The organism is Rhodococcus sp. 077-4 (assembly GCF_047782425.1).
In the GTDB taxonomy this organism is placed as follows: domain Bacteria; phylum Actinomycetota; class Actinomycetes; order Mycobacteriales; family Mycobacteriaceae; genus Rhodococcoides.
Window position 1 is genome coordinate 109994 of the sequence record NZ_JAJPWC010000007.1, and the last position, 14033, is coordinate 124026.

Sequence of the window (14033 nt, forward strand, 5' to 3'; positions counted from 1 at the left end):
ACTCGACCGAGCGCCACAACGAAGCCGAGGCGACCATCGATCGAGTCAGCACGACTGCGGCCCAACAACGCACGCTGCAGTTGCGGGTGGAGAACGTGATCAAGGAGACGTCCGACGCTCTCACCCTTGTTCTGTCTCGCACTGACGCGGACAGACCGACAGGGTTCGGCTATCGACCCGGACAGTTCCTGACACTCGAAGTCCCACACGAGGAACAGCTCTCCGTTGCGCGCTGCTACTCGCTCTCGAGTAGCCCGGACAGTGACGACTTGCCGGCAATCTCCATCAAGAGAACCGAACACGGCTACGCGTCGAATTGGTTGTGCGACAACGCCGCTGTCGGCCTCACCTTGTCCGCACTCCCACCCGCGGGCACGTTCGTACCGTCGCGGTGGGACAGGCCTCTCGTTCTCCTCGCGGCCGGCAGCGGCATCACCCCCGTCATGTCCATCCTCAAGACTGCGTTGGCGACTCACGACCAACACGTCACGTTGATCTATGCCAACCGATCTCCGCAGTCCGTGATGTTCGCCGACACCCTCGAGGAGTTGACTCGGCGTTACCCGACGCGGCTGACTGTGACTCACTGGTTCGAATCCGAGCGCGGTCTGCCGACTCTCGACGGACTGTCCGACGCGATCCCCGCGGACCCCGGATCCGACGCCTATCTCTGTGGCCCGGCAGCGTTCATGGATCTGGTCCGCGACGCGCTCGTCACCGCCGGTATCGATCGCGATGCCATTCATCGCGAGGTCTTCGTGTCCATCAAGACCAACCCGTTCCTCGGTGCGACAACCCACGTCTCGAACGACGCCGAGCCGAACAAGGGCACACCGGTGACCGCCGAGGTCGCAGGCACGAGCTTCTCGTTCCTCTGCCCGCCCGAGACAGTGCTGCTCGATGCAATGCTCTCGCAGGGAATCGATGCGCCCTTCGGATGTCGAGAAGGTGTCTGCGGCGCATGCGCATTCACGCTTACAGCAGGCGAAGTCGAGATGCGGGCAAACGAGACTCTCGGTGACCACGAACTCGAACAGGGCGTGCGGTTGGCATGTCAGTCCGTGCCGATCTCCGACACCGTGGACATCGTCATCGAGTAAGGCGCCGGGTCCAACCGAGGCGATGAGGTCACTGTCCCTCGTGCGGGGTATCCGGCAAATCCAACCCACACGTGAGCGGCGGAGCTGGGGTGTCAGTACCGGGTGTCGAGCCATCAGCGTGGACGATCCACATCTCGTAGGCGGCAAGGGCACCCCGGGTGGCACGAGCGCGGTCGTCACCGATTCCGACGAGCTGAGCGATTGCCATCGGTGCCAGGACGTTCGCGACTGGGTCGCCGTGTTGGGCGAAGTGACCTGCCGCTTCCAGAGACACGAATCCGTGTACCAGACTCCACAACTGAGCGGCCATCTGTTCCGGGTCGTCGACATCGACGCGTCCGGCCGTCACCAATCCGTGGCAGGTACGCACCAGAACGTCGTAGGCCTCGCGAAAATACTGGTGCGGAACAGGAGGAGCCGATGCGCGGTACGCCCCTCGTGGCGACAGCCCGAACATCAGATCGTAGAGATGTGGGTTGCGGCGCGCGAAGTCTCTGACTCCCAGCGCCAGCGCGAAGAGCTGAGTACCCGGGTCGTCGTTGGATGCAGCCGCGTCCGAAAGCGCCTGTGTCAGAGTCGAATAGCCCCGTGCCACAACGGCGTCGAGCAGTCCGCTCACATTGCCGAAATGGTGGTAGACCGTGATCGTCGAGGAACCGGCCTTCTCGCTGATGCGACGAACCTTCATCTCTCCGGGACCTTCCTCGGCGAGAACGGCGACGGCCGCGTCGATCAACCGCTCGCGTGTGGACCCGTCATCCGGTCCTCCGCCCTTCTCACGTCGACTGACCATGACGCCATGATTGCACAGCGCATCCGCTCGACGATGGGCTCACTCGACCCATTGTAGTGACGCCGGCCGACTGCTATAACTTTGTTATGACGATTCTCGCAGCAGTGCCTGCCATCCGATCGAAAAAGATGGCCGCACTGATCACGCTGTGCTCCGCGGTGTTCGTGGTGAACGTCTCCACCACGATCGTCAACATCGCCCTACCTACTCTGGTGGGGGATTTGGGAGCGTCGACTCGCGATCTGCTGTGGATAGTCGACGCGTTCAACCTGGCGTTCGCCGCGTTGGTACTGGCCGGGGGGTCGCTCAGTGATCGGTTCGGGCGCCGCCCTTTCTTGATCGGGGGGCTCGCGCTCTTCGCGGTCGCATCGGTCGGCGGGGCATGGAGTGGTGAGCCCAGTCATCTGATCGCCTGGCGCGCGCTGGCTGGAGTGGCGGCTGCCGTGGTGTACCCGGTAACGCTCTCGATCCTGACCAACGTGTTTCAGGAGCGGTCGGAACGCGTCGTGGCAATCGGCATCTGGGGCGCAGCGACCGGCGTCTCGGTCGCCGTCGGACCCGTCGTGGGCGGGTCACTGATCGAACATTTCTGGTGGGGATCGATCTTCGTTTTCAACGGACTCGCCGCTACCGGGGCCTTCGCTCTGGCGATTCGATTCGTTCCGAATTCCATTGACCCGTCGACGCCGCCGCTGGACAAAACGGGCCTTGTTCTTTCTGTGCTGGCCCTGGGGTCGTTGGTGCACGCGATCATCGAGGGCCCCGATCGCGGATGGTCGTCCACGTCGACACTGCTCGGATTCGGTGTGGCTGCCGCACTGTTGGTCATGTTCGTTGTACGAGAATCACGCGCGCGCCACCCGATGCTGGACGTGCGACTGTTCACCAACATGCGCTTCACCGCGGCCAGTGGAGCGGTCACCAGCGCGTTCTTCGCCCTGTTCGGCTTCATTTTCCTTGTCACACAATACTTTCAGTCCGTCCGAGGGTTCGGCCCACTCGACACCGGGGTACGAATGCTCCCTGTTGCAGGGTCTTTGGCAGCGTTCTCGTTGGTGGGCCCTCGCTTGGCTGTATTGGTCGGGTCCAAGGTGGTGGTCGCGAGCGGATTGGCATTGTTGACTGCTGCGTTCCTGTGGATCTCACAGGTCGAGGCCGGGACCTCCTACCTGCAGATCGCCGGCCAGATGGTGTTGCTCGGCGCAGGCCTCGGTCTGACGAGTGCACCTGCAACAGAGGCGATCATGGGCGTCGTCCCGACCGACAAGGCCGGCATGGGGTCGGCAGTCAACGATGCCACCCGTGAGCTCGGCGGAACACTGGGTGTCGCCGTGATCGGTTCGGTTGCGCTGTCTGTTTACAGGGATGGGCTCGACACAACACAGTTGCCCGCCGCCCTGGTGGAACCTGCGCGCGAGTCGGTAGGTGCCGCTCTCGAGGCTGCACGCCAGGCTGCAGAGGCGCTGGGTGACCCCGGCGCGATGCTCGGGTCGCAACTGACCGAGCTTGCACGCGAACAATTCATCGACGGCTTCGCCACCGGCAGTCTCGTCGCCGGAGCGGTCACCGCAGTCGCAGGCGTCTTGACGCTGATCTTCCTCCCGTCGCACCCCAGCGACGACGAGGCTCAACCAACGAAAGGCTCGTAATGGATGTCAAAGCAGGCCGTTACACCGCAAATTACCCGGACGACTTCGTAGTGCTGTTCATCGGTTTACGAATGAACAGTATCTGGCGCATCACAGAATGGTTGCCAGTCTTCCGAGCTGCGTTCTCCATGACGAAGGAAGCGTTGGCCCTACCCAGCACACCCCTGCTCAAATCCAATACCGTGTGGTCGGTGTCCGATCCACGACTGTTCTTCTTCGTCCAGCACTGGCGCTCGTTCGACGAACTGCAGAAGTGGGCCAACGATGCCGACCTCGAGCACAAGCCGGCGAAGAAGGCGTTTTTCAAGCGCACCGCGTACAACGGTCACGTCGGCGTCTGGCACGAGGCGTACGAAGTCCCGGCCGGTCGCTTCGAGGCAATCTATGCCAACATGCCGCGCATGAGCCTGGCATCGGTCGGGACCTATCGTGAACTGCGCGCCACGTCTCGGGCAAAAGACCGAATGGGAGATTCGCAGGCGCACTGACAGAGCGGAGGGAGTCCGCCGTTGCTGTGCCGGCCCGAATCCCTCGGCCGAGCTGCTCACGATCCTTTCGATGCCCGACGAGTCGGTCCTGACACCGGTAACAACGTGAGTGCAACCGACAGCTCCATCGAGTTCTCGTCGATACTCCGGCCGAGAAGGGCCTCTGCCTGCCGCACCCGGTAGCTCACAGTATTCGGATGGATCGACAGCGCAGCGGCAGCGTGCACGCGACTGCGGTTCTCGCGCATGTAGACCTGCAAACTCGCGGCCAGCCGCCGCGTCGTGTCGTCATCTTCGGCGAGGCGCCCCAGTGTCTGCTCGACGAACTGTGCCGCGTGTTTCGGGTCGGCGATGCACAGAGCGATCAAGGCTACGTCCGGGTATCTCGTCACACGTGCGTCTTCGCCCGCGCGCAGAGCCGCCACCCGGCGACCATGCTCGGCCTGGACATGAGTCATCCGGAAACCGGCGATGCCCTGGGCAGCCTGCCCGACGGCGACCCTGACACCAGGCGGGAGGGCTGGGGCACTTCCGCCACCGATGATCACGTCGCCCTCGAAGCCATGCCTGCGGCCGAACCAGCCGGCGATAGCTGCCGACCCCAGCGGGTGGGTGATGCTCGACTCGGCACCGTTCGCTCGGGCCGCGGCGGCGATCACCCCACTCAACATCGATGGGGTGACGTGCGCGTCCACTGCATGGTCCAGCCACACGACAACGCCGACGTGGTGCCGAGTGAGGTCGTACCGAAGCCGTGCAGAGAGTGCCGGCACGTCTGTGCTCCGATCGGCCAGCACATCGTCGATCGCTGCCACGCGCGCCGCCGCAGCTCCTTGCGACCACACCTCGCGCTCTACCTCGTACGCCTCGTCACCACGGGTCAACGCGCGATCGGCGAACAACGTCATCATGGTCGTGACGAGATCCAGGGCGATGGTTCGATCTTGTCCGTCGGGCGTGTTCTCGGCGATCTGATGATGCAGCCAACGCCACACGTGGGCGTGCACCAGACGGTAGGTGCGGGAATGCCACGCCAACGGGGTCTGTCTCCTGACCGCTGATCTCATGATGGCCACCGTCGACGGTGGCAGATCGCTTCCTGCCGGATCTTTACCATCTTCCAGCAGTGCAGCGAAGAGGCGCAGGGTCTCGGCCGTGCTCCAGATTGCTTCGTCCCTGGCCTGCACGTCATCCAACAGCTCGGCGACCTCGGTACGCACTTGCGTCACCGCATCCACGGCCAGAGCGTCGGAGGCGTGCTGCAACCTTGTGGCGAGAGGCTGCAGCACCTCGCGCCAGACTCGCTGAGCGGACTGCTCGCGTAAGGGTGGCCACTCGGGATCTGCGCGGACGGTGGCCATCTCAGCCCCTGAATCCGTACACGTTTCGACCCGAGTCGCCCATTCCGCGCACACCACGTATTGCCATCACGTTGTGATCGTGTCACAACGATCCGCACGAAGTCTGGCGTGGTGTGACGAGCGCAACATTCACATCCAGTCATAGGTTTCAGTGCAGTGAAGGCGACCAGCTGCTCCCACAGCAACGCGGAGTGCGCCGACGCTCCCTCCGACAAGGAGAGCGCCATTGCTACAAACTACGAAAGAAGCCACTCAAATGTCCTCCATCAGTTCGGTGACCCTGCTCGGATCCGGTGTGCTCGGCGGCCAGATCGCCTGGCACAGCGCATTCAAGGGCAAGAACGTAGTGGTCTACGACATCGCCGAGGATGCGCTGACTCACTGTCGAGAGGCGCATCAGCAGTACGCCGCGATCTACGCCGGGTCACTCGGCGCCAGCGAAACCGACATCGCGGCGACCCACGGCCGTCTGACTTTCACCACGGACATCGCGGACGCGGTCCGCGGAGCAGACTTGGTGATCGAAGCCGTCCCGGAGATTCCCGACGTCAAGACCGTGGTCTTCAAGGAGATCGCCGATCTGCTGCCGGAGCACACTCTTGTCGCGACGAACTCGTCGACCCTCCTACCCAGCACTTTCGCCGAAGCCACCGGACGTCCTGAGAAGTTCTGTGCTCTGCACTTCGGCAACGGTATCTGGGCCATGAACTTCGCAGAGATCATGGCGCATGCCCTGACAGCGCGCAGCACGTTGACACAGATCACCGAGTTTGCGATCGAGATCGGCATGATGCCCATCCCCGTGCGAAAAGAGCAGAACGGCTATGTGGTCAACACGTGGACGCTCGCGTTGTCCAACGCGGCGCAGACGCTGGTCACCAACGGGATCAGCACGCCGGAGGATGTCGATCGCTCGTTCATGAAGTTCGGCTTTCCGATCGGACCGTTCGGAATGCTCGACCAGGTCAACATGAAGACCGCCTTCGACATCTTGGCGTACTGGGGCGAGGTCCGCGACGACCGGCAGATGACGGCCAATGCGCAGTGGATCAAAGAGAACCTGATCGACAAGGGTCGCCACGGTGCCCAGTCCGGAGCGGGCTACTACACCTGGCCGGAACCAGCGTTCATGGCCCCGGACTTCCTCGCAATCCCCGACATCTCGAAGGTGCCCGAGATCGTCTCCCTGCTCCTGCCGAGCTAGACGTCGTCTCTCCGCTTTCACCCGCAACTACGGAAAGAGAGGTCACCGTGACCGCATCTACTCAGACCCTCCCCCAGCACGTCGATGTCCTGGTCGTCGGTGCCGGGCTGACCGGTATCGGCGTGGGGCATCACCTTCGAAAGCTTCAACCCGCAAAGACGTTCGCAATCCTCGAGGCGCGCGGCGCGATGCCTCGACGTCCGTACATCGATATGGGCACGGGATACGTGAATCGGGCCATGCACCTGTTCCCCCAGCAGGGAACCGAGGGCCCCTGGGTAGCCGCTCAGGACTACAAGAACGATCGTCGAATGTTGGGCAAAGACCCGATCGAGGACACCGCGCTGTCCTTCGCTGTCGCGACAGCGAAGACGCTCGACGCCGTGCGATGACAGCCGCCACCGCGCACACGCGTGCGCGGCCCCACCGTCGACTCAGGTCGCTCCCGCTGCTGCATGAGCGGCCGGGACCGGCGGTTATCGCCGCGTGCCACGAGATGGCCGATGATGTCGATGTTCTGGCAGGCGCCGTATCCGAGCAGATCTGCCAGAAGGAGCCGTACTACACCGAGGCTTTCGACCGCAGCCAACTCGTGGAGAGCGTGCGGCCCCACATCCTGGCGATCCTCGACGCCATCGGCGGCGATCATGGCGACGGGGACCCCGCACCACCGCGGCACACCGGAAGGCGCTGTGCCGAGCAGGGCGCTCCGCTGGCGGTGGTGCAGCGCGCCTACCGGTTGGGCATGTCGACCATCTGGGACGAGTTGGTCGGCAAGCTCGGCAGTGATCCCGCGGCGACGCAACACCTGCTCCGGTCGTCGGCAAGCTTCTGGAACACTCTCGACGAACACCTGGAGGTCCTCAATGCTGCTTACCGTGAACACGAGCTGGAGCAGACGAAACACGATCAGCGCCTCCGCGAGAGCGCACTGACGACGCTCTTCCACGGCCCGCATGGCGGTGGTATGGCGTTCTCCCAGGCCGCCACAATCCTCCGACTACCCACACGAGGACTGTTCGCAGTCGTGGCCGCCGACCCCCTCACGGCCGGTAGGAGTGAGGGGCCGGCGTCGGTCAGCAGAACGCTCGCAGCGTCAGGAATACACACAGTCTGGCGGTCCGACGGCGACGGGGAGGTCGGGCTCGTCATCCTGACCCGCGGATATTCGACCGAACGGCTCGCGGCCCTCCTCACCGGTGCGCTCCTCGGACGGGTAGGAATGAGCGAGGTCTTCACATCGGTGTCCGAGGCTCGCTCCGCTGCCTCTCAGGCGCGAGCTGCGCGCGGTGCCGCTCCGGCGGGCAGCAATGACGTCGTTCGATACGAGTTGGCCCGTCTGCCAGTGCTACTCGCCTCTACACGCGAGGTCTCGGCCGAGCTGATTCGTGATGTCCTCGGAGGGCTGGACCTGCTGCCCTCGGACGAGCAAGAGATGCTGATCGGCACGTTGAGAGCATGGTTCGAGGCAAAGGGCACAACCACCGAGGCGGCCCGGTTGCTCCACTGCCATCCCAACACCGTCAGGTACCGCATGGCCAAGCTGTGCCAGGCCACCGGCCGCACTCCGACCGAACCTGTCGACGCCGCGCACCTTTATCTCGCGATGGAGGCGCGTCGGCTACTCGGCCCCGTCGGTCCGCGGCGGCCACAGCACGACTGATCGACATGCTCGAGTGCTTCATCGAGCCCCGCTGCGGCAGGCCGCGTGGCGGTGCTCAGTCGGCACGGAGATTGTCGGTACAGGGCTGGTCGTGACGCAGGCGTTTGTCGCCGCGTCACAAAGGGTCGGTCAAAGTTGAACGCGTCGCGACAAGCGCTACAAGTATCCGTCCTCTTATCGTTGAAGTCCCGAGGAGTGATTCACGTCATGTCATCTACGCACAACCTGACGATCGTCGCGACGAACTCACCGACACTGCTGCCCAGCACCTTCACCGAGGCCACGGGCCGTCCCGAGCGGTGCTGCGCGCGGCCTAGGGCGTCGGCACCCCGAGGACGTCCACGTGCTGTCCCAGAAGTAGCCCCCTCAGCCTTTTCTTTCCTTCCCTTACCCCTTCAGGAGACCCATATGAGCAAGCGCCGCAGCACCGTCCACTCCACGTCGTCCCGCATCGTCCCCGAGCACGTCGACGTGCTCGTCGTCGGAGCCGGGCTGACCGGCATCGGTATGGGCTACCACCTGCGCAAGCTGCAGCCGGGCAAGAGCTTCGTGATCCTCGACGGTCGCGAGGAGATCGGCGGCACGTGGAGCCTGTTCAAGTTCCCGGGCATTCGATCGGACGCCGACCTCTACACCTTCGGCTTCGGGTTCAAGCCCTGGAACAAGGCCAACTCGGTCGCCAATGCCCACGAGATCGTCGACTACCTGCAAGAGACGATCGACGAGAACGACCTCGGACGTCGCATCCACCTCGGCCACAAGGTCCTTCAGGCCGACTTCTCGAAGGTCGACCAGCGCTGGACCGTCACGGTCGAGCGCACCGCCGACGGCACGCGCTTCGAGATGACCGCGAGCTTCCTCACCTCGGCTGCCGGCTACTACGACGGCGACCAGGGCTTCACACCGCACTTCGAGGGACGCGACGACTTCGCCGGGCAGATCGTCCACAGTCAGCACTGGCCGGCCGACCTGGACTGGACCGGCAAGAAGGTCGTCGTGATCGGCAGCGGTGCCACGGCCGTGACGGTAGTGCCGAACATGGCCGAGAAGGCCGCCCACGTCACGATGCTGCAACGCTCGCCGTCGTACGCGATGCCGATCCCGCGTCAAGACCCCTTGCCGATCTTGCTGCGCAAGGTGCTGCCCGACGCGGCTGCGGCGCGCATCACCCGCACGGTCAACCTCACCCGGGTCTCCTTTCTGTACAAGGCGAGCCGTCGCTTCCCCAACCAGATGCGGTCCCTCGTGCGCCGTATCAACGCCAAGGCTCTGCCCAATGGCTACGACGTCGATACCCACTTCGCCCCCGAGTACGCCCCATGGGACCAGCGCATGTGCTTCATCACCGACGGTGACCTGTTCGACTCGATCTCCTCGGGCCAGGCATCGGTCGTCACCGACCACATCGTGCGGTTCACCGAGACCGGCATCCTGCTGGAGTCGGGCAAGGAGCTCAAGGCCGACATCATCGTCACCGCGACCGGCCTTAACATGGTGCCGTTCGGCAAGATGTCGCTGTCCGTCGACGGCGAGAAGGTGGAGCTGCCCGAACACGTCTTCTACAAGTCGGCCATGGTCAGCGACGTGCCCAACTTCACCTACACGGTGGGTTACATCAGTTTGCCGTGGACGCTCAAGGCCGACCTGGTCGCGCAGTTCACTTGCCGCCTGCTGGCGCACATGGACCGTCACGGGTACTCGGCCGCCTCGCCCCGGCTCGACGACCCGTCGATAGGGCGCAAGCCGTTCATGGGACTCACGTCCGGCTACGTGGCGCGCGGGATCCACCAATTCCCACGGCAGGGCGAGTCGGGTCCGTGGACCGTACGCGAGGACTACAAGCACGACCGCCAGGTAATGGGCAAGGATCCCATCGACGACGGCTACCTGCAGTTCACCTCGGCGTCGGTCCCGACGCTGTCCAGCACCCGATGAGCATCGGTTTCATCGAGGTCGCCGGGCGCCGCACCCGGGTGCGGCTCGACGGTGACCCGGGCTCGAGCCCCGTCGTCCTGCTTCACGGGATAGGACGAAGCCTCGAGGACTGGTCGGAGGTGGTGCTGCGGCTGTCGTCGCAGCACCGGGTCATCAGCCTCGACCTGGCAGGATCGGGTTTCTCCGAACGCCTGGCCACGCCGACGGACCTCGCAGGGCTTGCGCGCGCAGTGCTTCAGACTCTCGACGAGCTGGGCGAGACACGCCCGGTTCACGCGATCGGTAACTCCCTCGGCGGCGCAGTCGCGCAGCAGCTCGTCGTCGAGGCACCCGACCGCGTCGCGAGCCTCGTGCTGCTCAACAGCGCGGGCTTCGGCTCGGAGGTCACTCCGGCACTGCGATTGCTCGCTGTTCCCGTGCTGGGTCGCTTCCTGGCGACGCATCCCACAAAGGACAGCATCGCCATGACCGAGCGCGCCTGCTACGCCGAGGCGAAGCACGCGACGTCCGTACGTCTCGAGCACGCGCGAGCCGTCGCTGCGGAACCCGGCACCGGCGAGGTCATGTGGGAGACCGTCCGATCGATGGCGACACTGCGGGCGGGCATCCTGCCGACCTGGCGTGAGCAGCTGCTGCGCCGGGTGGCCGAATCCGGCACGCCGACCCTCGTGGTCTGGGGCGACCGCGACAAGATCCTGCCGTCACGGCACCTCGAGGCGGCCCGCCGGGCTCTACCGGAGGCGTCGACGTACCTGTTCAAGGGCGTCGGTCACATGCCACAGGTCGAGCGGCCCGCTGAGCTGGCCGAGCTCGCCCTCGAGTTCCTCGCGGTTGCCGCATAAGCCGCGAAGTCCGGCACAACCTGTTGGCACTGCTCAGCGACGACAGCGGAACGCAACCCCGACCGTACCGCTGTCGTCGCGGGGGGCGAGCTACCCCGAGCTCGACGAGGCCGCCGGCGGCGCGGCCGACCTGCCGGTCGAGCTCGGGGTCAGTGTCGCGCTGTCAAGATCCTAGAAGGCCAGCTCGCCTGACGCGTCCCACTCGCGGAAGCGAGGCTCCACCGTCGACAACACCCCGATCCGATGTGGTCGGGGTGTTGTCGATGGTGGGTACTGCGTCGTGTCGGTGTCGTGCCGCCGCTACCTACGCTGAGACATCAGGAACGTCCGAGTGGAGTGGCCAGCGCGGAGACAGTCTCGACTTCGGTGGTCGACTTAGGTGGTCGACTCAGCGTGCAACATGCGGGCTTACGCCCGGTCGAAACGGGTCGGTAAGCGGTGACCGGCCGACCTCGACTCGTCGGACCTCGCTGTCGAGGCGGTGACGGCACACCCGGTGCAAGGCCTGCACGGACGGAGCGTCGAGACCGGTGGGCTGCGCCGGGTGTGTCAGCACGTGCTCGAGCCTCCGGAAGTACGTCTCCGGTGACATCCCGAACGTAACCATGATGTCTTCTGCTTCACCGCCCCCGTAGGGCATCCACCGGACGGCGAAGTCGAGCATCCGGTCACGCTCGTTCATGTTCTTCGATGTAGCAGGCATAACCTCAGTACCACCCCACCAGTGCGCTCTGCGGCTGCCAACTGCAGAGAGCGAATAGCTTCCGCAGCCTGACCTAACGAGCCGATGCGGTGTTCGGACTCAGATGATGGTCTCCGAGCCAGCCCAGGAGGGCGGTGTTGAACTCTTCGGACGCTTCGAGTGCCACCCAGTGCCCGGCAGAAATGCTGACTTCGACCAGATCGGTGCAGTGACTCCGCATCTGTTCCGCCAGTCGTGTGTTGGTGAGAGCGGCGATGGGGTCGAGCTGAGCCTCGACGAAAAGCGTCGGCATGGTCAGTCCCCCACCGTTCACCGATTCGTCGCTGTACTGGCGATTGTCGTCGTGGTTGAGGTAGTAGCTTGTCGGGCCAGCGAAGCCACCGGCCGAGAGCGAGTCGACAACCTGGCGGTAGAGGTCATCGTCGAGGACCTCTACGTCGCGCGGCACATCGAGCACTGCATCGTCGCCGAACCATCCGCCCGCGGCGGTGATGAACGCGGTGAAGGCCGGTTGGCCGATCGCTGCGGCCTCGCCTCGGCGGTAGAGCAGGCGAACCATCTGCTCGACGTGTCGGTCGAACAGCGACGTCACCTCCGCCGCGTTCTGCTCGTAGTAGGCCATGTAGTCGAACTGCGCGTACGGCATCGTGGCCTCGGGGTACAGGTCGCGGTCCACCAGGTCCAGCATCTCGGTGTAACCGCGCTCCAGCGAGCGATAGGTAACGACTGCCGACGCGACAGCCTGGCAGAGCTCTGGATGGTGCGCGGCGAGCGCCCACACCGTCGCGGAACCCCAGTCGTGACCGACCCAGATTGCCGACTCGTACCCCAAGTGTTCGATGAGCGAACGCATATCCCCGACCAAGTGCCGTTGGGCATATGCGTCCGAATTATCCGGTTTGAATGAACCGCCGTACCCTCGCAAGTCCGGAGCTGCGACCCGGAAGCCCGCCGCGGACAGCGCGTCGATCTGTGGTTTCCATGTCAGAGCGGGCGCCGGCCACCCGTGAACCAGCACGACCAGCGGGCCGGACTCCGGACCTGCTGTCAAGTAGGAGAGGTGACCCGCCGCGGTCGACATGCCCTCGCGCGTGACGCCACTGTTCGGGCCATATTCGGGGTGGCTTCGGGCGGACTCGCCGAGCGCGCCCGCCGGGTCGAGGGTGCGATCTTCAGGCATGGACTTCTCCTCGAGAATGGTGGTGACGACGGCGAGATGCTCGTACGTGTGAAACCCCGTTCAAAAACGGGAAGGTCAGTTCAGATCTTCGGGATCGGGACCGAGACGGCGATCGGTGTTCAACGCACTCACTGCGGCCATATCTTCGGCGGACAGCTCGAAGTCGAACAACGCGGCGTTCTCCTCCACACGGGATCGAGTGACCGACTTCGGGAACACGATGTCGCCGCGCTGTAGGTGCCACCGCAGGACGACCTGAGCTGGCGCCTTGTCGATTGCCTTCGCGATCCGAGTGATGGTCGGATCGTCGAGCACCAGACCCTGCGCAATGGGCGACCATGCCTGGGTCGCTATGCCACGAGCTGCGCCGAACGCCCGGAGGCTGTCCTGGCTCATGTAAGGGTGGATCTCGATCTGATTCACGGCAGGGACGATGTCTGCGAATTCGAGCAGCCTGCTCAAGTGATGTTCGTGGAAGTTGGAGACACCGATTGCCCGGACCCGTCCCGAAGCGTGAATCTGCTCCAGAGCCCGCCACGTATCGACGAAATCGACTGCGCTCTTCGGCATGGGCCAGTGGATGAGGAACAGGTCGAGGTAGTCGAATCCGAGTACCTCGAGTGAGGTGTCGAAAGCCTTGATCGCGTCTGCTGGCGCGTGGACGTCGTTGTTGAGCTTGCTCGTCACGAACACATCTTCGCGAGCGACACCCGACTCGCGTACCGCATCGCCGACGCCGCGCTCGTTGCCGTACAGCTGAGCCGTGTCGATGTGCCTGTACCCGACATCGAGCGCAGTCAGGACGGCATCCTTGGTCGCGTCCGGGTCGACCTGGAAGACCCCGAATCCCAGCTGAGGAATCTTGATTCCGTTGTTGAGCACGACAGACGGTACAGACATAGCAGCTCCTGGTTCTTGGTATCCGAACCCGTTGTCGGGCCGAATAATTCGACGCTATATGCATCCGCTCGAGACCGACATGGACCGGGGGCCGATGTCACGTCTCGAAGATTGTGTCGACACACAACGATGCTGCGAGGGCGGGAATGTCCCCATCGGCTCCTGATAGCCGGCACCCGAGTGATGTGATGCGATCGGCACAAGTGCACGAGGTT

General features: G+C 64.2%; 13 protein-coding genes. 8 read left to right on the plus strand and 5 right to left on the minus strand.

The window, feature by feature from the left end:
* The first annotated feature begins 95 nt into the window (after positions 1 to 95).
* Entirely contained in the window at positions 96 to 1100 is a 1005-nt protein-coding gene (locus ACNEOT_RS24235) for a 2Fe-2S iron-sulfur cluster-binding protein (RefSeq protein WP_415977317.1), read from the plus strand.
* Between the two features lie 28 nt (positions 1101 to 1128).
* On the opposite strand, the gene ACNEOT_RS24240 is transcribed toward ACNEOT_RS24235, so the two are convergent.
* Positions 1129 to 1893, minus strand: coding sequence for a TetR/AcrR family transcriptional regulator (locus ACNEOT_RS24240; RefSeq protein ID WP_415977260.1), 765 nt, complete (start codon positions 1891 to 1893; stop codon positions 1129 to 1131).
* An 86-nt stretch (positions 1894 to 1979) separates the two neighbouring features.
* On the opposite strand from ACNEOT_RS24240, the gene ACNEOT_RS24245 reads away from it, so the two are divergent.
* The gene (locus ACNEOT_RS24245) at positions 1980 to 3542 is read left to right on the plus strand and encodes an MFS transporter (RefSeq protein ID WP_415977262.1); all 1563 of its coding nucleotides are present in this window, start codon (positions 1980 to 1982) and stop codon (positions 3540 to 3542) included.
* Positions 3542 to 4030 (plus strand): monooxygenase family protein, encoded by a 489-nt coding sequence (locus tag ACNEOT_RS24250; RefSeq protein ID WP_415977263.1) that lies wholly within the window; start codon positions 3542 to 3544, stop codon positions 4028 to 4030. The genes ACNEOT_RS24245 and ACNEOT_RS24250 overlap by 1 nt, the downstream gene beginning before the upstream one ends.
* Positions 4031 to 4086: 56 nt before the next feature.
* Here the strand turns inward: ACNEOT_RS24250 and ACNEOT_RS24255 are convergent, their stop codons facing one another.
* Positions 4087 to 5391 (minus strand): PucR family transcriptional regulator, encoded by a 1305-nt coding sequence (locus tag ACNEOT_RS24255; protein WP_415977264.1) that lies wholly within the window; start codon positions 5389 to 5391, stop codon positions 4087 to 4089.
* A 256-nt stretch (positions 5392 to 5647) separates the two neighbouring features.
* On the opposite strand from ACNEOT_RS24255, the gene ACNEOT_RS24260 reads away from it, so the two are divergent.
* From ACNEOT_RS24260 to ACNEOT_RS24280, 5 genes are all read left to right on the plus strand, one after another.
* Positions 5648 to 6595, plus strand: a complete 948-nt coding sequence (locus ACNEOT_RS24260; protein ID WP_415977266.1) for a 3-hydroxyacyl-CoA dehydrogenase — start codon at positions 5648 to 5650, stop codon at positions 6593 to 6595.
* Positions 6596 to 6642: 47 nt separating this feature from the next.
* Positions 6643 to 6987: a hypothetical protein gene (locus ACNEOT_RS24265; protein ID WP_415977318.1), complete on the plus strand. Its 345-nt coding sequence runs from the start codon at positions 6643 to 6645 to the stop codon at positions 6985 to 6987.
* A 104-nt stretch (positions 6988 to 7091) separates the two neighbouring features.
* A complete protein-coding gene (locus ACNEOT_RS24270; RefSeq protein WP_415977268.1) occupies positions 7092 to 8258 on the plus strand; it encodes a PucR family transcriptional regulator in 1167 nt (388 codons plus the stop codon).
* A 408-nt stretch (positions 8259 to 8666) separates the two neighbouring features.
* Entirely contained in the window at positions 8667 to 10193 is a 1527-nt protein-coding gene (locus ACNEOT_RS24275) for a flavin-containing monooxygenase (protein WP_415977269.1), read from the plus strand.
* A complete protein-coding gene (locus ACNEOT_RS24280) occupies positions 10190 to 11035 on the plus strand; it encodes an alpha/beta fold hydrolase (RefSeq protein WP_415977270.1) in 846 nt (281 codons plus the stop codon). Before ACNEOT_RS24275 ends, ACNEOT_RS24280 begins: the two co-directional genes overlap by 4 nt.
* 388 nt (positions 11036 to 11423) lie before the next feature.
* Here the strand turns inward: ACNEOT_RS24280 and ACNEOT_RS24285 are convergent, their stop codons facing one another.
* From ACNEOT_RS24285 to ACNEOT_RS24295, 3 genes are all read right to left on the minus strand, one after another.
* The gene (locus tag ACNEOT_RS24285; protein WP_415977271.1) at positions 11424 to 11738 is read right to left on the minus strand and encodes a DUF3263 domain-containing protein; all 315 of its coding nucleotides are present in this window, start codon (positions 11736 to 11738) and stop codon (positions 11424 to 11426) included.
* A gap of 73 nt (positions 11739 to 11811) precedes the next feature.
* On the minus strand, positions 11812 to 12918 hold the full coding sequence (locus tag ACNEOT_RS24290; protein WP_415977272.1) for an alpha/beta fold hydrolase: 1107 nt from the start codon (positions 12916 to 12918) through the stop codon (positions 11812 to 11814).
* A 75-nt stretch (positions 12919 to 12993) separates the two neighbouring features.
* On the minus strand, positions 12994 to 13818 hold the full coding sequence (locus ACNEOT_RS24295) for an aldo/keto reductase (RefSeq protein ID WP_415977274.1): 825 nt from the start codon (positions 13816 to 13818) through the stop codon (positions 12994 to 12996).
* Positions 13819 to 14033: the final 215 nt, after the last annotated feature.

Excerpts from the sequence above, each read along its gene's own strand:
- ACNEOT_RS24240 (WP_415977260.1), bottom strand. The coding sequence starts at position 1,893 with ATGGTCAGTCGACGTGAGAAGGGCGGAGGACCGGATGACGGGTCCACA.
- ACNEOT_RS24245 (WP_415977262.1), top strand. The coding sequence starts at position 1,980 with ATGACGATTCTCGCAGCAGTGCCTGCCATCCGATCGAAAAAGATGGCC.
- ACNEOT_RS24250 (WP_415977263.1), top strand. The coding sequence starts at position 3,542 with ATGGATGTCAAAGCAGGCCGTTACACCGCAAATTACCCGGACGACTTC.
- ACNEOT_RS24255 (WP_415977264.1), bottom strand. The coding sequence starts at position 5,391 with ATGGCCACCGTCCGCGCAGATCCCGAGTGGCCACCCTTACGCGAGCAG.
- ACNEOT_RS24260 (WP_415977266.1), top strand. The coding sequence starts at position 5,648 with ATGTCCTCCATCAGTTCGGTGACCCTGCTCGGATCCGGTGTGCTCGGC.
- ACNEOT_RS24270 (WP_415977268.1), top strand. The coding sequence starts at position 7,092 with ATGGCCGATGATGTCGATGTTCTGGCAGGCGCCGTATCCGAGCAGATC.
- ACNEOT_RS24275 (WP_415977269.1), top strand. The coding sequence starts at position 8,667 with ATGAGCAAGCGCCGCAGCACCGTCCACTCCACGTCGTCCCGCATCGTC.
- ACNEOT_RS24280 (WP_415977270.1), top strand. The coding sequence starts at position 10,190 with ATGAGCATCGGTTTCATCGAGGTCGCCGGGCGCCGCACCCGGGTGCGG.
- ACNEOT_RS24285 (WP_415977271.1), bottom strand. The coding sequence starts at position 11,738 with ATGCCTGCTACATCGAAGAACATGAACGAGCGTGACCGGATGCTCGAC.
- ACNEOT_RS24290 (WP_415977272.1), bottom strand. The coding sequence starts at position 12,918 with ATGCCTGAAGATCGCACCCTCGACCCGGCGGGCGCGCTCGGCGAGTCC.
- ACNEOT_RS24295 (WP_415977274.1), bottom strand. The coding sequence starts at position 13,818 with ATGTCTGTACCGTCTGTCGTGCTCAACAACGGAATCAAGATTCCTCAG.